The following is a 20,029-nucleotide window of genomic DNA, read 5'->3' on the forward strand; positions in this document are numbered from 1 at the left end:
TCTCAATTCACTCACCTTTTTACCCCACATATATTTCTACTCAACAAGCCTGTTCAGCCAACATCGTCTTCTGCCCCATTTTTTAGCCAACGACTTGGGGGATCATTTCAACCATATGAAAGGTGAAATCCATTAGCTGTTGAACAAGCCAATTACCGCCCCAGCTTAGCGCGAGAAGCGTAATCAACAAGCGAGGCAAAAAACTCATGGTTTGCTCGTTAATAGAGGTCGCCGCTTGGAATACAGCAACCACTAAACCAACAATCAGGCTAGGTACGATAACCGCAGACACAAGCATGATAACCATGAACATGGCTTCTCTGAGTATTTCAACAAAGACTTCTGGTGACATAAGTCCTCCTAGACGCCCATACCAAAGCTAGTGGCTAAGGTACCAAAAATAAGATTCCATCCATCAACTAAGACGAAGAGCATTAGTTTAAACGGCAGTGACACTATCATGGGGGAGAGCATCATCATCCCCATTGCCATTAAAATTGAGGCCACCACTAAATCGATAATGAGAAAGGGAATGAACAGCATAAAGCCAATTTGGAAAGCGGTTTTGAGCTCACTGGTGACAAATGCAGGGATCAGTATGGTGAGCGGCACCTCGTTGGTGTCTGCGTACTTATCTTCATCACCCGCGATGCGAACGAAAGTTTCTAAATCTTTTACCCGTGTTTGCGAGAGCATAAACGCCCGCATGGGGCCTTTCGCTTGCTCTAACGCATCAAGACTGGTCATCTCTTCATTTAAATATGGCTGAAGCGCGCGCTCGTTAACCTCTTCAAATACGGGAGCCATAATAAACATAGACAAAAACAGGCTTACGCCTATGAGTATTTGGTTAGAGGGCGACTGCTGTAAACCAATGGCCTGGCGCAAAATAGACAACACCACAATAATGCGAGTAAAAGACGTCATCATCATGATAAATGCAGGAATAAGGCTGAGCGCTGTCATAATAAACAGCGCTTGCAGGGTCATTGTATAGTCTTGAGAGCCATCTTCATTGGTAACCACGGTAACCGCCGATATGCCCTGCTGTGCATACACAGGCTCTGTAAACAATGCTAACGACACCAAAGCTAAAAATAGAAACGCAAGATTTCGCATTGTTTTAGTTATCCTTTTGCTTAGTATCGACCTGCGGATTCAGTTTACCCGCCATCGCGGCCACCAGCTTTTGTTTAAATGCGTCTTGGCTACTTCCGGCTCTGTTATTTCCGGCTTTGCCCTTAACCGGCACATCTAAGTTTTTTTCCAGTTTACTTAAGTGGGAAATATTATGGCTAGTAACACCAATAAGGTGCTGCTCGTCGCCCACCTGTATTACCATTATTTTTTCTTTAGTGCCGGCCACCATGCTCGCCACCACCTTCATGTGGTTGCTGCCCATGGCAGTGACATTAAACCGACGCATGATGTAAGCAAGCGCAAAAATAACGCCAACAACAACCAGTAACGAAAGGAAAATTGACAGTACAGATGTGGGATTGGTGATCGACTGAGTGGTTTGCGCGCTGGCAACGTGGCTAATGAAAAGGGGCAGCATTGCGCAACCCCTTACTATGTAAGAAGTTTTATCTAAGCTTCTTGATTCTCTCAATTTGACTAATAACATCCGTTAATCGAATACCGAATTTGTCGTTAACTACTACTACTTCACCATGAGCAATCAACGTGCCATTTACTAATACATCTAGTGGCTCACCGGCTACGCGATCCAGTTCCACCACAGAACCCTGGTTCAACTGTAGCAGATTTCGAATACTAATTTGACTACGGCCTACTTCCATCGAAATAGTAACCGGAATATCTAAAATAGTATCTAGCTTCTTTTTCTCTTCCTGAGTAATTGGCGCATCATCGGTTAATTCATCTAATTCGGCAACCTGAACGTCTTCGTTCTCGCCGCCTTCTTGGTCTGCTTCTGAATCAGCCTGTTCAGCCATGGCTGCAGCCCAATCGTCCATACCGTCTTCACTCATGGGAACTCCCCTTACCTTACAGGTCTTCTTCGAGTACTTGTAGCTCGGCATCATTATCAATAATGCGCCCGCCACGGGTTAATAATTGCAGCTCAGACTTCACAGAAGTCGGTCTTGCGATTTTCTCTACAATCTTTAAAGCTAAGTTGTCTCTTGAGCGGCCAAGTTTAGCTCTAAATGTGGGTAAATCTTCGATGAGTACCGTGATAGTTTCAGGCATTTCAACGGGAATAATATCGCCCGGCTTAAACTCCATCACGTCTCTCAGCGGCACATCTACATCAAGCATGTGCGTGGTTAACGCCACTTTGACGTCCATAATTTCGTCGCGAAGTGCTTTGCTCCAGCGAAGGTCGGTATCTTCTTTGTCGCTTTGTACACCCGCATCGAGCAACTCTCGAATAGGCTCTAGCATCGAGTATGGCAATGATACGTGGAAATCACCACCACCACCGTCAAGCTCTATATGAAACGAGCTTATCACCACCACTTCAGTGGGGCTCACAATGTTGGCCATAGCAGGGTTAACTTCTGAATCTAAATATTCAAAAGAAACGTCCATTACCGGCGCCCATGCCTCTTTATAATCTTCAAATATTATTTTGAGCAACATTTGAATGATACGGCGCTCGGTAGGCGTAAATTCCCTACCCTCAATTTTTGCATGATAGCGCCCGTCTCCACCAAAGAAGTTATCAACCAGTATAAATACAAGTCGCGCTTCCATAGTAATAAGGCCAGTACCTTTCAAGGGGCGAAAACGCACCATATTCAAACTGGTTGGAACAAACAAGGTGTGAATGTATTCGCCGAACTTAATCATTTGAATACCGTTGATTGACACTTCAGCAGAGCGACGCATCATGTTGAAGAGGCTAACTCGCATATGGCGAGCAAAGCGCTCATTCACAATCTCAAGGGTTGGCATGCGCCCACGAACAATGCGATCTTGTGAGGAAAAGTCATACTCGAGCGTCGAAGCGCCAGATTCAGCATCGCTGCTAACCTCTTCTTCTTCCACGTCATCAACGCCGTGTAATAGGGCGTCGATCTCATCTTGTGATAATAAATCGCTCACAGTGTTCTACCCGTTATCGCATGCACAATATGCATACTGCTACTGCATCACAAAGCCAGTGAATAACACTCGCTCCACTACGTTGCTACCTATATCGTTCTCTTCCAACGCTTTTTTAACTTCGCTGACAGCCTGTTCACGAAGTTCTATTTTGCCTGCTTCAGTCACTAGGTCTTCAGCATTTGACATACTAAACGTTTGTAACAGCGTACCTTCAATTAAAGGAATATGTGTTTTTACAAGCTCTTCGTTATCAGAACCACGTACTAACAGCTGCACTTTGATTTGTACTAGGCGGTCACGCCCTCCGCCGGGAACATTAAACACAAAGGGTCTTGGCATAGCCACATAAAGTGCCGTTCCAATTTCTGCCCCGCCACCTTGTGTTGCTGGCGCTGCAGCAGCTGCGGCCTCTGTTTCAGGGAGTTGTTCTGCTGCAGGTTCATCACTGCCTGCAAAAAGGAAAAAGTAAGCACCGGCCGCACCGCCGATAACTACGACAGCAATAATGATGATAAGCATCAATTTGCTTTTCTTTTTTCCGCCTTCTTCTACCTGTAACTCTTCATCTGCCATGGAAATCTCTTCTATATCTTATTTAATACCACAAAGCCTGTATTATCAGACTTCAGGTAAAAATCGCAATGCTGCCTTAGTCAAAATTTGCAGATATTTGCTGATATACACTGCATGAGCTCAACTGTTCAGTCAAAACCCGCAGTATTAAACTGACTTTGCTCAAAAAACGCCTTGCCAAAAGAGCTAAGCGTAATAATCAATACCGCCTTTTGCTTCTCTTGTGACCGCTTGTTCAATCACTCGAGTGTCGTCATCAAACTCAGCGTCATTATTTCCACGCTGCCCCTGGCCATTTCCACTTTGACCTGCAAGTTGCTGACCACTTTCACCGTTTTGTGAGTTATCTTTTCTTACTTGAGCATCGCCAAGCTCAATACCTTGTTCAGATAACATGTCTCTGAGTTTTGGCATAGTGTCGGCAAGGGCGTCTTTAGCCTGCTGGGATTGCACGATAAAGCTTACGCTAGCCGCATCGCCCTGTACGTTTACACGCACCTGCATACTGCCCAATTCTGGCGGGTCTAAACGAATCTCTGCCATTGTATTTCTGGCGTTAACCATCCAGCGGATTTTTTCGTTCAGCTGCTGTTGCCCTTCTGGCTTATGAATATTAACGGCTTTATCAAAGCCCTCAAACTGCATTTGCGGTTTAGAGGCCTCTGACCGCAGCTGGCTATTCTCAATAATCGTTGTATCAACTTGCGCTAATTGATTCTGCATGACTTGATGGATACTGTTTTGGGCGTTATTCATCAACTGCATAAACTGCCCGGCTTGGGCATCGACTCTTGAATTAAGAGCGGCCGATACGTCACTGGTCAGTGATGCTTCTTTGGCAGCGTCGGCCACAATTGCTGATAAGTCGATGCCAGGCTGATGGCCCTGTTCAACCTGCTTTTGAAACTCGTTAATGCCCGCAATAATATTTGCTTTCACCGCCTGTTGCTGCTGACTATTTGGCACAAGGGCAACCATGCGTTCGGCAAAAGCTTCTGTCGCCTTTTGCGCTGTTTCAGGCGGTAACTTATTAATTGCCATTAAAAGAGACTCATCGCTTAAGGTAGCTGCCTCTGAGCTCGCCACAGAGTTGTCTCCACCCTTATTGACGGTTGACGTAGCGCTCGTTGAATTAGCATTTCCCCCATTACTGGCTGCTGCGGATGCCACTATTTTTGCAGAGGCTTCCTGCTGGGCAGCGGTAAGTAGACTCTGCTCGGCCTCTGAAGCCATTAGGTCTGAAATGCTGGGGTTTGAAGCATCGATATCAGAAACTGCTGCCGTGTTTGATGCAGATAACTGTTGGAGTGTGACAGCGTCTTGGCTCTTTGCTTCTGCGTCAGTCAGTTCTTTATGCAGCTTGTCTATATTGGCGTCTGTTTGCACTGTGGCGGTTTCACCTGCATTTTCTTTAGACAGCGCCTTACTTAGCCTGTCGGATGCTGTTGGAAGTGCATCTTGAGCAAGACTGAGTAAAAACGCTTTTTGAGCGCTCTCTTCACTGCTAATCTCTTCCGAGATAGCGTCATCTAAGATAGCGTCTTCTAGGTTAGCGTTTGGTGAGTCACCTTGTAGTCCTTCTGATGACTCTGAGCCTGTTAGCGCTGCAAGCAACTCACTCAATGTATCTGTGCCATCGCTCTCTGCAGTGTTTTCCGTTTGAGTGATCTGTTTGTTTAACAAATCACTCAATGCACTTAATTTATCAGCCAGAGTTTGATTAGAAGCTACATCGTCCCCTTCCATAGACTGTAACTGAGACATTAATTCAGAAGCTGCATTAGCAATGGCGCTGCTCTCGCCTCCCTCGGTATTAATAGCCTGAGTACTGCTATCGTTGATAGCCTGTCCCAATGCACTTTTAGTGATGCCTTCAACGAGTGCTATCCAATCGGGTTCACCGGTCTCTTCATTTGAAATCTGTTCATTGGTAAGCGCTTTGTTACCGTCAGCGCCTATTGTATATTCTTTTTCAGTAACGGTTACCGATGCATTGACAGGAGATTTACCGTTATCAAAATCAAACCCTCTGTGACTGCTATCTTTCAACATTGAGTCATTATTTGACTGTTTATTCGCGTTTTCGGGGCCTTTAGCGTTCGTGCCCTTGTTGTTCACTTCGGCACGTTCTGCTCGGGTATCACTTTCGCGAGACGCATTGTCAACACTGCGAGCGTTTTCATTTAATACGAAGTCACGGCCAGCAGACTTTGCCTCTTGGTAAAGACTGTTAAAAGCGTCGGTATTTTGTCCTTTCGCTTGACTGTCTAGGCCTGTCCCCACCGCTTTTGCTGTGGAAGTTGCCGAGAATGGTAATGCGGCAATGTCTGTTTTATTTGCGGCAACTTGTTGCATGATTTTCTACCGTCCTACACGTTCACCGGCAAAGCCAGTAATGTAAAAAGTTATATCGTTGTCTGTACGCAAAAAACATTGTAACTACATGAAAGTTAGCAATTTTAAGAACACTCTTTTTTAAAAAGAGTATTTTTCAACTTGCAATTTGCGTTAACAACGGTGTAAAAGCCTAATAGTCTTTCTTGCTTTCTTCGCCATGATTAGCGATGTCTAGCGATACCCAATAACATATTTAACGATTATAACAATTAACTTGAGCAATAAACGTTCCAAACCATACTTTGTGTTGCTATTTATATGCCAATAAAAATAATAGCGTCGTTAAAAGGAAGGTAATTGAAAAACGAAGGGGTAAGGTAAAGAGGAGTTAGAAAACCGAACGCTTAGAGCGAATAAATCGCTGAGTAGCAAACTCATCCATCATGGCCTGCTCTGCTTTTGCCTCTTTTTGTTCTTTTGCTATGCGCTTTTTATCAAGTAAAAGCGTGACCGCTTTTACCTTTTGCTGCTGTTTCAGCCACATTTGCTTGCGTTGGTCGGCGGCCACTTTCGCCTGACCAATAATGTGCATTTGCTGTTCGCATGCCTTATCGAGCTTTCCCACAAAAGAAAGGTGCTGCTGATAATAGGTGGCTGTAACACCAGACTGTCCGGTCTGTTGGATACCCTTTATGTAATCAACGCGATATTGCTCTAAACTAGAAAGCTTTTGCTTTTGCTGATTAACATTAAGCTGCGCCTGTTGGTAAAAACGCGCCTCTCGCTGTTCTTTTTCCTTTTCAAACTCGGCTAACCGCTCTAGTTGCTTCGACATTATCCTAATCCTTTCGCGAGCGCTGCCATACTCTCTAGGCTCTCGTCATACGGTAAAACTTGATTCATTCCCTGCTGCAAAAACGCGTTTATAGCTGGCTCTGCTCTAATGGCTAAGTCGATACGCGGGTCTGAGCCTTTTGCATATGCACCAATTGAGATAAGATCTTGGTTTTGTTTGTATTGGGAATAGACTTGGCGAATACGCCGTGCCATCAATTGATGCTCTTCACTCACCACTTGCGGCATTACTCGACTAATGGACGATTCAATATCAATAGCGGGATAATGGCCACTGTCTGCCAATGTACGAGATAGCACCACATGGCCATCGAGGATAGCTCTTGCCGCATCTGCTACCGGGTCTTGTAAGTCATCGCCTTCTGTTAACACCGTATAAAACGCCGTGATTGAACCCTGCTTTTCACTCCCGTTACCAGCGCGCTCTACCAGTGCTGGCAACCGCGCGAACACCGAAGGTGGATACCCTCTTGTTGCAGGCGGCTCTCCCACGGCTAACGCTATTTCGCGCTGCGCCATGGCATAACGCGTGAGAGAATCAATCAAAAGCAGTACTTTCATTCCCTTGTCGCGAAAATACTCGGCTATAGTCACTGCAGTTTCACAGCCTTTTAGCCGCATTAACGGTGACGTATCTGCTGGTGCTGCGACTACCACTGCGCGCTTGCGTTCTTCTTCTGTCAGGATGTCGTGAATAAATTCTTTTACTTCTCGCCCACGCTCTCCTACGAGGCCAACAACAACTACGTCTGCTTCACAGCCTCTTGTCATCATTCCTAACAACACACTTTTGCCTACACCACTGCCTGCGAATAGGCCCATGCGCTGTCCAATACCTACCGTATTAAGCGCATTAATGGCGCGAACGCCCACATCCATAGCAGCATTAATAGGTCGCCTTATGAGTGGGTTCATCGGCGGACGGGTAGTAGGTGCGCGATGTTCAGCCTCAATTTCACCAAGGCCATCTAACGGCTGGCCGTTGCCATCTACCACTCTGCCTAATAGCCCCATTCCCACGGGTAAACCGCCCTGTCGATTTAATGGCATCACTCTACTGCCAGGAACAATACCTCTTACCGCTTCGGTAGGCATTAAATACGTAATGTCATCGCCAAACCCGACTACTTCCGCTTCAATTTCGCCTTCAATGGTTTGCACTAGGCATTGGCTACCAACGGGAAGTTGGCATCCAACCGCTTCCAAGGTTAAACCAATACCGCGAACCAGTTTACCCGCCGCAACAATTGGTACTGACGCCACCTGCTTAGTCAGTGACTCAAAGTGATTGTGCCATGGGCTAGTCATCACTTAACCCCTGGTTTAGAAGGAACCGCTCAATGACCTCTCGGCAACGTCGTTCAACAGAAACATCCACTGCATTTTGCGCTGTCACGATGTCGCAGCCACCTCGCTCCATGTTAGACGCGGCGACTAAATTCCACCCTTTTTTTTCTACTTCCTCTTCAGAAAAATGCTCGTTTACAATAGTGATATCGTCAGGGTGTAAATGTATTTGGTATTCATTTTGATTGATGGGAAGCGCTTTTATACCCTCGCTGAGCGCCTGTATGATTACGCTTTTGTTGGTATCAATTTCAGTTTTAATGACGGCTTTGGCAAGGGTAACCGCCAGCTTTACTAGCTGGTCGCGGGTTTCATCGTTAGCTTGAGAGAGTGGGTCATGTAACTTATCAACGAGCATCTGCCACTGCTCGGTTTGCGTCGCTATTTGAGACTGCCCCTCTTCTAGGCCTTGGGCTAACCCTTCTGCGTGGCCTTTTTCACGGCCCTCGTTAAATCCTTCCTCTAGCCCTTGGGCTTTTCCTTCTTCATAGCCGGCGGCCTTTCCATCGCTCATCCCCTCATCAAATGCTGCTTGACGAATAGCCTCAATTTCATCCGCGGTTGGCGGAGAAATTTCTTCTACTTCTTCAGGGGGCTCATACTTCCAGTCTGAGCGACGGTTTAATGCGTTAGTCGTACCGTCATTTTTTTTAGCACTGGCATCTTCTACAAATGGCAGGTCCCATTTCTTAGCATCGCTTACTTCGCTTTCACTAAAACCTTTGTTCGTAGACATCATTTTTCCCAGTATTTGAAGGCAACAGCATTTAAAGGCAAATCAGTATTTAAAGGCACTATTACAAGAACTCTTCGCCGCCACCGCCGCCAAGCATAATTTCGCCAGAGTCAGAAAGTCGACGGGCCACTGAAAGAATTTCTTTCTGCGCCACTTCAACTTCAGAGATACGCACTGGACCAAGCGCCTCAAGATCATCGTTAAGCATTTCGGCCGCACGTTTTGACATGTTGCGCATGATCTTGTCTTTAAGCTCTTCATCTGCACCTTTAATCGACTTGAGAAGTGCGTCTTGCTGCACCTCTCGAAGAATAGCCTGAATGCCTTTGTCATCAACGTCAATGAGGTTATCGAAGACAAACATCAAGTCTTGAATTTGCTGACTCATTTCTTCGTCTTGCTCGCGAATTGCATCCATTAACTGCCCTTCAATGGAGGTATCTAGGTAGTTCATGATATTGGCTGCAGACTTCAAGCCGCCCATTTTCGCGGCTTGTGTTCCAGCTTGACCCGCGAACTGTTTCTCCATAATTTCGTTGAGCTCTTGCAATGCTGCTGGCTGAACTTCTTCAAGATTAGCAATTCGCATAAGGAGGTCTAACCGCACTTTCTCTGGGAACTGGGCCAAAATCTCTGCACTTTGTTCCGGCTCTAGATAAGACAATACAATAGTTTGTATCTGCGGGTGCTCGTTTCGAATAATGCTGGCCACCTGCTTGGAATCCATCCATTTAAGTGAATCGAGGCCTTTCGCACCACTTCCCATGAGTATTTGATCGATAAGGTTCGCCGCTTTATCTTCGCCAAGGGCCGCAGTAAGTGCTCGCTTAACAAAGTCTTGGCTTTGAAAGCCAATGGTACTGTAGTTTTGAATCTCTTCAATGAAATGCTTGTGCACCGCCGTGATTTTGGTTTGTGTCATATCATCGACTTTCGCCATCTCACTGCCGAGCTTTTGTACCTGCTTTGGCTCTAAGTGCTTAAGTATTTGCGCGGCATCTTCTTCAGACAAGCTCAAAAGCAATATTGCTGCCTTTTCAACGCCTTCTAATTTACTGACGTCGTAGGACTGGTCTTCAACGTTGGCAAGTTCTTCAGCCATAATATTTTCTCACTACTCGTCTTGCATCAACCAGCCCTTCACAACTTGGGCTGACAATTCTGGTTCGTTCGCAACTAAGGCGCGCACGGCTTTTAATACATCTTCGTCTTTGTGTAAGTCTGGTAACATAAGCGACCCATCTGCGGCAAAGCCAACTTGACCCTCGTCGAAATCTGTCGACAGCATGCTAATGGTATCGTCGCCTAAATCTAAGCCTTCGTCGGCATCGAAATCGTCAACTTCTTTCGTTTCGTCTGGATTAATCAAGCGACGTAACATTGGGCGGATGACAAAGATGATAAGCACTATTATAACCAATCCACCGATGATGAGCTTGATTATAGGCAGAAGCTCAGGGTCTTTCCAAAATGGAATATCTTCGACTTCTCCCGTATCCATACGCATGAAGGGCACGCTAACCACTTCAAGAGAATCTCCCCGCGTGACATCAAAGCCTACGCCACCTTGCAACAGTCGGCGAATATTGAGTATTTCTTCTTGTTTGCGAGGTGATGGCGTCATGGTACCGTCTTCACCCGCTACTTGTGTGTAGTTTATCGCCACAGAAACGCTTAACCTGCGGATTACGCCCGATTGTTTTTTAGTGTGGCTGATTGTGGTGTCCAGTTCATAGTTACGCGTGGATTCTTTTGCCGTGCGCCCTGGCATAGTTTGGCTTGCCGCACCGGTCGCATTTTCTGGAATGTTAGAGTCTAGCGGGGGCTGATTGGAGAGCGCACCTGGAATACCGCCTACACCGCCGCCAACGCTATTTTCCTCTACAATCATCTCACTTCGTACTGCAGGTAAATCTGGATTGTAGCTACGCTGGGTTTGCTCCATCGCAGTAAAATCCATCGATACATCTGCTTGAGCAGTATAATTACCAATGCCCAATACCGGGATAAGTATGGCATCGATTTTTTCTAAATATTCTTGCTCACGTTGGCGCTCAATTTCATACTCTTTTCGAGCCCGTGCACTCAATGAGTCTTGCGAGCCCGAATTGAGTAATCTGCCATTGCTGTCGGTGACTGTTACCTTTGATGGGTCGAGATTTTGTACTGCTGATGCAACAATATCCACTACTGCGTCAACTTCCTCACCAGTAATGACTGAGCCTCGCTTAGCAGTTAATACTACCGTGGCCGACGCTTTTTTCTCTCTTCGCGCGAACACATTTTCTTTTGGCATAGCCAGCAAAACACGCACTTTTTTAATGCTCGACATATCCTGAATGGTTGATGCAATCTGCTGCTCTCTAGCATGCTTTAGACGCTCCATTTCAACCCGCTGGCTCACACCAAATCCCATGTCCTGCATGATAATGTCTGTGCCGGTATCAGTAGGATTGTTTAGGCCTTGTCGCGTCATGCCGAGGCGGATGGTTTGAAACTCATCGGTTCTAACGTATACCGTGTTACCTTCCAACTTATAATCAATTTGGTTAGCGTCCATGTAATCAAGGGTTTCGATTAACTCTTGAGTTTCCATTTTGGCTAACGGCCGATAATCTGCCTCTTGTGACCAAATAAGAATAAAAACAGCGATGGCTACACAGATAACTAACACAACGACCAATGCCATTTGACGCATCATGTCGGCGCTGCCTAGGGTGTCCATAAAGCCTGATTTATTTTCCGGCTCATTATCCATTCCATTCCCTTGGTCGGGGACAGATAAATTTGTGCCTGTTGCCTCAGCCATAACTTACTCCACCTACACCGGCATATTCATGATTGTTTTGTATGCTTCAAGTACTTTATTGCGTACCTGAACCGTTGCCTCAAACGCAATACCCGACTTCTCTTTTGCCAGCATGACCTCGGCAAGGCTAAGGTTCGGATCGCCCATTTCAAAGCGCTGTGTCATGTTTTTAGATTCTAGCTGCATGCTATTCACACCATCGACAGCGTGCTTAAGCATAGTGGAAAAATCACTTGCAGAGGTGTTTATCTCGTTAGTAGGTTGTAGCCCATTTGAGGGTTGTAGCTCGTTAACAGGAAGACGAGTCTGCCCAATCATACTTTGCATTTCTTGGTACAAGCTGTTGGCTTTAACGTCCATAACCACTCCTAAGTATCGATGAATTGTGACGGCTATCGGTCACATTTTTATTATATAAGGAAGGTTTTGCAAAGGGCTTGCCAAGTTTTTAATCCATTAAAAATCAACAAGTTGAGACAGTAAAAGCCAGAGAGCCAAAATAATGACGTAAAGTGGAAAAGCGTATTAATTACCGGCAACAAAAAACCGCCACCAACAATACGATTAATGGCGACGGCATCTCTTGTATGAAATATTTTGTGTGAAATATCTTGTGTGAAAAGGCTTTTATAAAAAAGCTTACGCAATACTAAGCTGGCACTTCGATACCATCATCGCGCATGCGAGCCAATTTATAGCGGAGTGTACGAGGACTGATGCCCAGCTTCTCTGCTACGTCTTTTCGTTTGCCATTACACGACGCTAATGTATCCAGAATAATTTGGTGCTCTTGATACCGCAACTCTGAGCCAAGATGACTATCTTCGTTCGCTTCTGGCGTAATAGTCGTATCCGCAGCAAGAGATACGCTTTCATCTATCATTAAATCGCTAGAATCTATCTCACCGTCTTCACATAAGATAAGCGCTCGCTGCACAACGTTCTCAAGCTCACGGACATTTCCTGGCCATTGATATTGAGATAGTTTACTGCGCCCTGCCGCACTCAACCTAATGTTGGCCAGCCCTTGCTGGCTTGCGTGGCGGGTAATAAGATGCTCAGCCAACGGTACAATATCACCGGGACGCTCAGATAGCGGACGCCATTCAATGGGAAAAACATTTAGTCGGTAGTATAAATCTTCTCTGAATTCGCCATTATCAACAGCCTTACGTAGGTCTCGGTTACTCGTTGCAATAACTCTCACATTCAGTTTTACTGTTTTTCGTGCACCCAGTCTTTCCACTTCGCGCTCTTGCAAAACCCGTAGCAGCTTAGCTTGAAGCGCTAGGTCCATCTCTGTAATTTCATCGAGTAGCAAGGTGCCATCTTGCGCTTGCTCAAACTTGCCAGGACATGCTTGAACCGCGCCAGTAAATGCACCTTTTTCATAGCCAAATAAGGTGGCCTCTAGCATGTTTTCTGGAATAGCCGCGCAATTAATGGCCACAAATGGCGATTCACTGCGATTTGATTGGTCGTGTATATAACGAGAAATAACTTCTTTACCCGAGCCACTTGGTCCTAACACCATGACGGTTGCTTCTGATTTTGCCACTTTGCGAGAAAGCTCTAATAGCTTGATACTCGATGGGTCGGCAACGATTGGCGTTCGCGACTCTATTTTTTGCGCAGGCGCATATCGGCCTACTAGGTTTAACAACACCTCTGGTGCAAATGGCTTTGATAAGTAATCAGTTGCACCGTCTCGCATGGCTTGCACTGCATCATCAATGGTTGCGTAGGCTGTCATCAACAGTACCGGCATGCTTGGGTATTTAGCTTTAATGCTTTTTAGCAGAGTAAGCCCACTCATTTCACCCATTTGAATATCGCTCACCACCAGATCTATCTTTTTGGCCGACAGGATCATAAGAGCTGACTCAGCGCAATCTGCATCAATGACGTCATAGTCACCAAGCAGCAAGGTATCAAAGAGTGCTTCGCGCAAACCTGCATCATCTTCAACAATCAAAATAGTAGTTTTAGACATTGGTATTCTCCTTTGAGTTTACGCGACGTTAGTCAGCATATTGTCGGTGTTACACGGCAAGCTAACACTGAAACATGCGCCACCATTTTCTGCATCACCGACATTTAACACGCCATCATGTGCATTAATAACCGACTTAACAACCGCTAATCCAAGACCAGTGCCATGAGTTTTAGTGGTGAAAAAGGGTTCGAAAATTTTCGATTTGATGGCGTTTGGCACGCCAGTGCCACTATCTGTTACCTCAACCACTAAAGAACCGTTATCGAGCTTCGCTTCTACGACTACCTCAAAGCCCTTAGGAGTTACCTGGCTGGCATTGTGTATGAGGTTGAGCAACGCACCTTGGAGCGCCGTTAAATTACCCCTGATCGACGCCGTGCTGTCGAACCCTTTGAATGTAAGGGTTTGTTGCTCTTGTGAAGTCATGGCGTACGCGTTTGACTCTATGGATTCAAACAGCTCGGACAAGGTAATTTGGCTAACGACTTGTTGCTCTCCTGATTTCGCAAACAGCAACATGTCATTCACTTGGTTCTCTAATTCTTTGAGGCGATCGGTAAGCTTGTAGGCAAACTGTTGCGAAGCATTTTCAGGCAAATTTTTACGGGTAAGGTTAGATGCATAAAGTACCGCCGCTGATAGCGGAGTTCTTATTTGATGCGCTAATGACGCAACCATCTTTCCTAAGGAAGACAGACGCTGCATGTGACTGACCCGGGCTTGAAGCTCTCTGGTTTCAGTTAAATCAGTGATGACAATAAGTTGGCCTGGTTCATTTTCCAGAGGCGTTATTGACAGCTTAACTCTGCGTCCATCTGCGAGTGATACTTCATGTCCATCATCAGCTCTTGGCTTAAAAGAGCGCGTGATGATACGTCGCCAAATCTCTTCTTCAAGGGGTTCGCCGAGTAATGCTTTTGCTTGGTCATTAGCTTGGCGCACTATGCCTTTACCGTCGAGGACGATAACGCCAGCGGGCATAACTTGTAGCAGATGCTCTAGGCGACCTGCTTGGAGTCTAAGCGAAGCCACTTCTTCAGAAGAGGGCGCTTGATTGGTTGAAAAATCAGCTAGGTTATCGTTGCCTTTCGAGCCATGAAAAACAAAACTAGAAGCAGCGTATTCAAAAATTGATTGTGAGCCGTCGTAAGCCATATAACCCTCGTCAAATTGCAGACGTTAACGAAATATGACTTAACTTAAGCAGAAGGCGTGCCAGTTTTATTTAACTATATTATTCATGAAGTTAGCACTTATTGCGCGCCAAAAAATACGTCAAATACCTGACGTTAGACATCCTCAGTACGCTGAATATCGTATTTACGCATTTTCTCCACGAGTGTGGTTCTGCGCATTCCTAACTTATCCGCGGCGCGAGCTACTACCCACTCTTGGCTCTCTAACGCTTGGCGAATGAGGTTTACTTCGAGTTCTGATAGGTATTCTTTGAGGTTAACGCCCTCTTCCGGCAGTGTAGAGGAAATGAAACTGTCCTGTGCCGTCTCAGAAGATTCTCCTTGCTCGAGCTCTTGCTCTTCTAGGCGCTCTTGCGCTGCTGATTCAGCAAACAGGCTATTGAACGCTTCACGTTCGAGTATCTCTTCAGGGTAATCTGGCTCGTAGGCGACAGCGTCACCGTATTGATATTTCTCGGGGAGATCGCTTATATCCACAATGTGCCCAGGATATAAAATGGTGAGCCGCTCTACTAAGTTAGAGAGCTCTCGCACATTACCAGCCCATTCATGTTCCATAAGCGATGCAATGGCTCTTTCTGTGAAGCGAACCCCATCAACACCGTCGCCTTGAATTCGACTGTTGATCTCTTGCAGTAAAAGCGGAATATCGTCTTTTCGTTGACGAAGGGCCGGGCTATCGATGGGAAAAACATTGAGACGATAATATAAATCTTCACGAAATTTATCTTGGCTTATCATCGTCTCTAAATCACGGTGCGTAGCAGCAACAATGCGAACATTACACTTAAGCGGCTTAGTACCACCAACACGCTCAAATGTTTTCTCTTGTAGCACACGAAGCAATTTCACCTGCATTTGTAACGGCATATCCCCTATCTCATCAAGAAATAAGGTGCCGCCTTCGGCTAATTCAAAACGACCTTTTCTGGCGCTAATTGCACCGGTAAAAGCGCCTTTTTCATGCCCAAAGAGTTCACTTTCTAAAAGCTCTCCAGGGATAGCACCGCAGTTTACCGGAATAAAGGGGCCATCTTTACGCTCAGAAAAGAAATGGACATTTCGTGCAACCACTTCTTTACCCGTACCAGATTCACCGAGTATGAGTACTGTGGCATCAGTAGGAGCCACCTGCTCCACCAAACGCCGTACAATTTGAATTTGATCGCTCTTCCCCACCAAGCTTCTAAACAGCCGAGTTTTCGTGCCTGCGGATTTCGCTAAATTAGGCTTTCGACGCGAGTATTCTTGGCAACGGTGAATAGCTTGCGTCAATACCGGGTAAGTAAGAGGCGTACTGATAACGCTTACCAAATTACAGTTTACGTTAGCTTCGCCTTCATTTTGTACAAGAACGACAAAAGGAATATGAGGATATTTCGTGACTAGTTTATTAACAATGGCTGGCGATGTGTGTTCAATAAGTACCGCGTCAGCGCCCGAAGAAGATAGGTACAGATCACAATCACTGAGCCCTCGCGACAAGCACGACTCTCCCATGAAGGTTACGATCGTTTCTAAAGTTTGAATGAGTTCCTGATTATCACTAACCAGCAATATGTCCTTCATCTATTCCCCAATGACGCTTTGTTATTATTTATAGTGTAGCGCATAAGCAAATTGTAACGGTAAAAGTTAACTCTGCAACCGATGTTTGCGGAAATATAGCAATAAAAAAAGCAGGTTACCCTGCTTCTTTTGGTTAACTTGTAGAAAATAACGCAGTTGGCGTTACTTAAAATGCAGCATCGATTAATTAAGCAGCGCCAATACCTGGCCTTGCTGCTGATTAGCCTGTGCCTGCACTGAAAGTGCAGCCTGTGATTGAACATCGCTCGATGCACGCTGCGATGACGCTTGAGCAAAATCAAGATCTTGGATTCTGCTGCGGGCTTCAGCCGTATTTACATTTGCTTGTGTGAGCGTTCTTGCTGCACTTTCAAATCGATTTTGGGTTGCACCAAGGTCGCCTCTAGCGCCACCAATTATTTCTAAAGCCGAATCTGCCGCGGATAATGCATCGTTTACGCTAGTGCCCGATGTGATATCGATATTAAGTACACCACCTAGTTGCGCAGCAATATCTTGAGTTTGCACACTGATAGATTGTTCAGAATTTGCACCAGCCTGAAAATTCAGCGAACCGTTATCAGATAACAGAGGCTTACCTGCAAAATTGGTTTGCTCGATGGTTTGCGATATATTTTCTTGAAGCTGAGTAATTTCAGACTGGATAGAACGGCGATCACCAGAGCTTAAAATGCCATTACCTGACTGAATCGTGAGTTCGCGTATTCTGTCGACATCGGAATTGATGCTACCTAATCCGCCCTCTGCTACTTGCGCCACTGAGATACCGTCGAACACATTGTTGACGGCTTGGCGGTTACCTTCAACTTCTGAGGTTAAACGGTCGATGATTTGTTGTGCAGACGCGTCATCCAGCGCATTATTAACCTTTTTGCCGGAAGCCAGCTTCTCGAAAAGGTTGTTTTGCTTTTCTTGAACTTGCCCAATTAGCGAGGATGGGCCGCTGTTGTCTATTTGCATAATTCCGCCTATCAGAAAAATCTTATGTATATTATAGCACAGTACTGCTCAACATCTAACCAACCACGTCTAATAACCATTACCAACGGGTATAAAAGTTTTGTGTAGGATATGTAGTTTAATACTCAACTATACCTTCATAGTGAAAAATGAACTTCATGAACGAAGTTAAGGATAGGTGCTGCTCTACTTTATATAGTTTATATACGAGCAGGCGAGCTCGCAAAAGTATAAAAATTCGTGTGTATTTCACATAAAAACTAATGGTTTATGGCATTAGCGCCGACACATGATATATTTATTTCATAATCATAAAAACAGCGGCAGATATATGTTCGATGGGAAATCAATACTGATAACTGGTGGGACGGGGTCTTTCGGCCACAAATATACAGAGATTCTGTTAGCTAAATACAAACCAAAGCGTTTGATTATCTATTCTCGTGACGAACTAAAACAGTTCGAAATGCAGCAAAAGTTTAATGCTAACTGCATGCGCTATTTTATTGGTGATGTTCGCGACAAAGACCGCTTAACGCGTGCTATGCAGGGCGTTGATTATGTTATTCACGCGGCCGCTATGAAGCAGGTTCCAGCCGCTGAGTATAATCCAACTGAATGCATTCGCACCAATATAGACGGTGCTGAAAACGTAATAAATGCGGCCATTGATAATGGCGTAAGCAAAGTGATTGCCCTTTCCACCGACAAGGCCGCTAACCCTGTTAATCTTTATGGTGCTACCAAGCTTGCCTCCGACAAGCTATTTGTAGCAGCAAATAATATGGTAGGCGCAAGAAAACCCCGTTTCTCAGTTGTTCGATACGGTAATGTTGTCAATTCTCGAGGTTCAGTGGTTCCCTTTTTTAATAACCTGATAGAAGAAGGTACAGACTACATTCCTGTCACACATCAAGACATGACTCGGTTTTGGATAACGCTCCAGCAAGGTGTCGATTTTGTATTGAAAAATTTCGAACGTATGCTGGGGGGGGAAATTTTCGTGCCCAAAATTCCATCGATCAGGATCACAGACTTAGCCAAAGCAATGGCACCAGATATACCGATTAAAATAGTGGGTATTCGTCCCGGTGAAAAATTACACGAGATGATGTGTCCTGGTGATATGGCCTTTCACACCTATGAGTTTGATGATCATTTCGTTATTGCTCCTGCTATAAAATTCTTTCATCGCAGCAATGATTTCACCAGCAATGCGCTAGATGAAAAAGGCAAGCCAGTGCACGAAGGGTTCGAGTATGTTTCAGATACGAATCCGCATTTTCTTTCTGTAGATGAGATTTGTTCATTCAATGAGGAAGCGAAGAAGTGATACCGTATGGTCGTCAGCACATTGACGATACCGATATTGAGGCAGTGGTAGAAACGCTGAAATCAGATTGGCTTACGCAAGGGCCTCGCGTACCCGCTTTTGAGAGTGCATTGGCTTGCCACGTTGGTGCGGAATTTGGTATTGCAGTTAACAGTGCAACTTCAGCACTCCACATTGCATGTCTTGCACTAGAAGTAGGCACTGGCGATATTGTTTGGACATCGCCGAATTCTTTTGTGGCTTCTGCAAACTGTGCCCTTTACTGCAACGCCTCTGTTGACTTTGTTGATATAAACATCGATACGGGAAATATGTGTGTTGACGCGTTAGCCATTAAATTAGCCCATGCAGCCGAACACAATTGCCTTCCAAAAGTGGTTATCCCAGTACACTTTGCTGGGCAACCCTGTGACATGAAACAAATTGCCAAACTTGCAGAGCAATACAAGTTTAAGATTATTGAAGATGCATCTCATGCTGTAGGCGCGAAATATTTTGAAAGCGCCGTTGGTAGCTGCAATTACTCCGACATTTGTGTTTTTAGTTTTCACCCTGTGAAAATCATAACGACAATGGAAGGCGGAATGGCAATGACCAATCAGCAGTCTCTCGCCGACAAAATGCGTCTATTTAGGAGTCATGGTGTCACAAACGCAGCTTCGGCTATGCGTAACCCAGCGCACGGGCCTTGGTACTATGAACAGGTTGAGCTAGGCTTTAACTACAGAATGAATGATATTGAAGCCGCCCTTGGCTGCAGCCAAGTTGAAAAACTGGACGACTTTATCGTTAAGCGAAATAAAATAGCCGAACACTACAATAAACGATTCTTTGAAAGCGACTTCATTACTCCACTTAAGATAGGCGATGGTTGCTACAGTAGTTTCCATTTATATGTGGTGCGCATTGCAAACTTAACTCAACATCAGCAACGCGAGCTCGTCGAGACAATGAGGGAAGAAGGTATATTTGCTCATTTGCATTATATTCCCATTCATACTCAACCTTATTATGCTGATCTCGGTCACAAGCTTGGTGACTTCCCTAATTCAGAGCGGTATTACTGCGAGGCAATAACACTTCCCATCTTTCCAAACTTAACGACTTCACAAATAAATTTTATTGCCGATACGTTAATAACTCTGGTTGATTCTTTGAAAAGGTAACGGGTAGTTGTAAGTTAATACGCAGGCAGGCTGTTCACTTACTTTACTAGCCAAGA

At 45.3% G+C, this 20,029-nt stretch carries 19 protein-coding genes; 2 read left to right on the plus strand and 17 right to left on the minus strand.

Going from position 1 to position 20,029, the window contains the following annotated elements; genetic code table 11:
- Positions 1-82 precede the first annotated feature (82 nt).
- The 17 genes from fliQ to V7R39_RS01160 form a co-directional block, all read right to left on the minus strand.
- On the minus strand, positions 83-352 hold the full coding sequence (gene fliQ / locus V7R39_RS01080; RefSeq protein WP_032094412.1) for a flagellar biosynthesis protein FliQ: 270 nt from the start codon (positions 350-352) through the stop codon (positions 83-85).
- Positions 353-360: 8 nt separating this feature from the next.
- Positions 361-1,119: a flagellar type III secretion system pore protein FliP gene (gene fliP, locus V7R39_RS01085; protein ID WP_163105284.1), complete on the minus strand. Its 759-nt coding sequence runs from the start codon at positions 1,117-1,119 to the stop codon at positions 361-363.
- Between the two features lie 4 nt (positions 1,120-1,123).
- A complete protein-coding gene (gene fliO / locus V7R39_RS01090) occupies positions 1,124-1,558 on the minus strand; it encodes a flagellar biosynthetic protein FliO (RefSeq protein WP_334027329.1) in 435 nt (144 codons plus the stop codon).
- Positions 1,559-1,586: 28 nt separating this feature from the next.
- A complete protein-coding gene (gene fliN, locus V7R39_RS01095) occupies positions 1,587-1,994 on the minus strand; it encodes a flagellar motor switch protein FliN (RefSeq protein WP_163105282.1) in 408 nt (135 codons plus the stop codon).
- 16 nt (positions 1,995-2,010) lie between these two features.
- A complete protein-coding gene (gene fliM, locus V7R39_RS01100) occupies positions 2,011-3,072 on the minus strand; it encodes a flagellar motor switch protein FliM (protein WP_032094408.1) in 1,062 nt (353 codons plus the stop codon).
- Between the two features lie 39 nt (positions 3,073-3,111).
- A complete protein-coding gene (fliL, locus tag V7R39_RS01105) occupies positions 3,112-3,648 on the minus strand; it encodes a flagellar basal body-associated protein FliL (protein ID WP_334027332.1) in 537 nt (178 codons plus the stop codon).
- A gap of 186 nt (positions 3,649-3,834) precedes the next feature.
- Positions 3,835-6,003 carry a flagellar hook-length control protein FliK gene (locus V7R39_RS01110; protein ID WP_334027334.1) on the minus strand — a complete coding sequence of 723 codons (2,169 nt, stop codon included), beginning with the start codon at positions 6,001-6,003 and terminating at the stop codon, positions 3,835-3,837.
- Between the two features lie 370 nt (positions 6,004-6,373).
- Positions 6,374-6,820 (minus strand): flagellar export protein FliJ, encoded by a 447-nt coding sequence (fliJ, locus tag V7R39_RS01115; protein WP_032094405.1) that lies wholly within the window; start codon positions 6,818-6,820, stop codon positions 6,374-6,376.
- On the minus strand, positions 6,820-8,148 hold the full coding sequence (gene fliI, locus V7R39_RS01120; RefSeq protein ID WP_334027336.1) for a flagellar protein export ATPase FliI: 1,329 nt from the start codon (positions 8,146-8,148) through the stop codon (positions 6,820-6,822). Before fliI ends, fliJ begins: the two co-directional genes overlap by 1 nt.
- Positions 8,141-8,923, minus strand: a complete 783-nt coding sequence (fliH, locus tag V7R39_RS01125) for a flagellar assembly protein FliH (RefSeq protein ID WP_334027338.1) — start codon at positions 8,921-8,923, stop codon at positions 8,141-8,143. The genes fliI and fliH overlap by 8 nt, the downstream gene beginning before the upstream one ends.
- 61 nt (positions 8,924-8,984) lie before the next feature.
- Positions 8,985-10,025 (minus strand): flagellar motor switch protein FliG, encoded by a 1,041-nt coding sequence (gene fliG, locus V7R39_RS01130; RefSeq protein WP_032094402.1) that lies wholly within the window; start codon positions 10,023-10,025, stop codon positions 8,985-8,987.
- A 12-nt stretch (positions 10,026-10,037) separates the two neighbouring features.
- Complete coding sequence (gene fliF / locus V7R39_RS01135) at positions 10,038-11,732, minus strand: flagellar basal-body MS-ring/collar protein FliF (RefSeq protein WP_334027340.1); 1,695 nt, start codon at positions 11,730-11,732, stop codon at positions 10,038-10,040.
- A gap of 12 nt (positions 11,733-11,744) precedes the next feature.
- Positions 11,745-12,092 carry a flagellar hook-basal body complex protein FliE gene (gene fliE, locus V7R39_RS01140; RefSeq protein WP_334027342.1) on the minus strand — a complete coding sequence of 116 codons (348 nt, stop codon included), beginning with the start codon at positions 12,090-12,092 and terminating at the stop codon, positions 11,745-11,747.
- A gap of 289 nt (positions 12,093-12,381) precedes the next feature.
- Positions 12,382-13,725, minus strand: coding sequence for a sigma-54-dependent transcriptional regulator (locus V7R39_RS01145; protein ID WP_334027344.1), 1,344 nt, complete (start codon positions 13,723-13,725; stop codon positions 12,382-12,384).
- 18 nt (positions 13,726-13,743) lie between these two features.
- Positions 13,744-14,883, minus strand: coding sequence for a sensor histidine kinase (locus V7R39_RS01150; protein ID WP_334027346.1), 1,140 nt, complete (start codon positions 14,881-14,883; stop codon positions 13,744-13,746).
- 134 nt (positions 14,884-15,017) lie between these two features.
- The gene (locus tag V7R39_RS01155; protein WP_334027348.1) at positions 15,018-16,493 is read right to left on the minus strand and encodes a sigma-54 dependent transcriptional regulator; all 1,476 of its coding nucleotides are present in this window, start codon (positions 16,491-16,493) and stop codon (positions 15,018-15,020) included.
- 183 nt (positions 16,494-16,676) lie between these two features.
- Positions 16,677-17,474, minus strand: a complete 798-nt coding sequence (locus tag V7R39_RS01160) for a flagellin (RefSeq protein WP_334027351.1) — start codon at positions 17,472-17,474, stop codon at positions 16,677-16,679.
- A 331-nt stretch (positions 17,475-17,805) separates the two neighbouring features.
- Between V7R39_RS01160 and pseB the strand changes: the two genes are divergently transcribed.
- Together pseB and pseC are read left to right on the plus strand one after the other, a co-directional pair.
- Positions 17,806-18,807 (plus strand): UDP-N-acetylglucosamine 4,6-dehydratase (inverting), encoded by a 1,002-nt coding sequence (pseB, locus tag V7R39_RS01165; RefSeq protein WP_334027353.1) that lies wholly within the window; start codon positions 17,806-17,808, stop codon positions 18,805-18,807.
- Positions 18,804-19,973 (plus strand): UDP-4-amino-4,6-dideoxy-N-acetyl-beta-L-altrosamine transaminase, encoded by a 1,170-nt coding sequence (gene pseC / locus V7R39_RS01170; protein ID WP_334027355.1) that lies wholly within the window; start codon positions 18,804-18,806, stop codon positions 19,971-19,973. Before pseB ends, pseC begins: the two co-directional genes overlap by 4 nt.
- The last annotated feature ends 56 nt before the right edge of the window (positions 19,974-20,029 follow it).

It is taken from the genome of Alteromonas sp. P256 (genome assembly GCF_036864455.1).
In the GTDB taxonomy this organism is placed as follows: Bacteria; Pseudomonadota; Gammaproteobacteria; order Enterobacterales; family Alteromonadaceae; genus Alteromonas.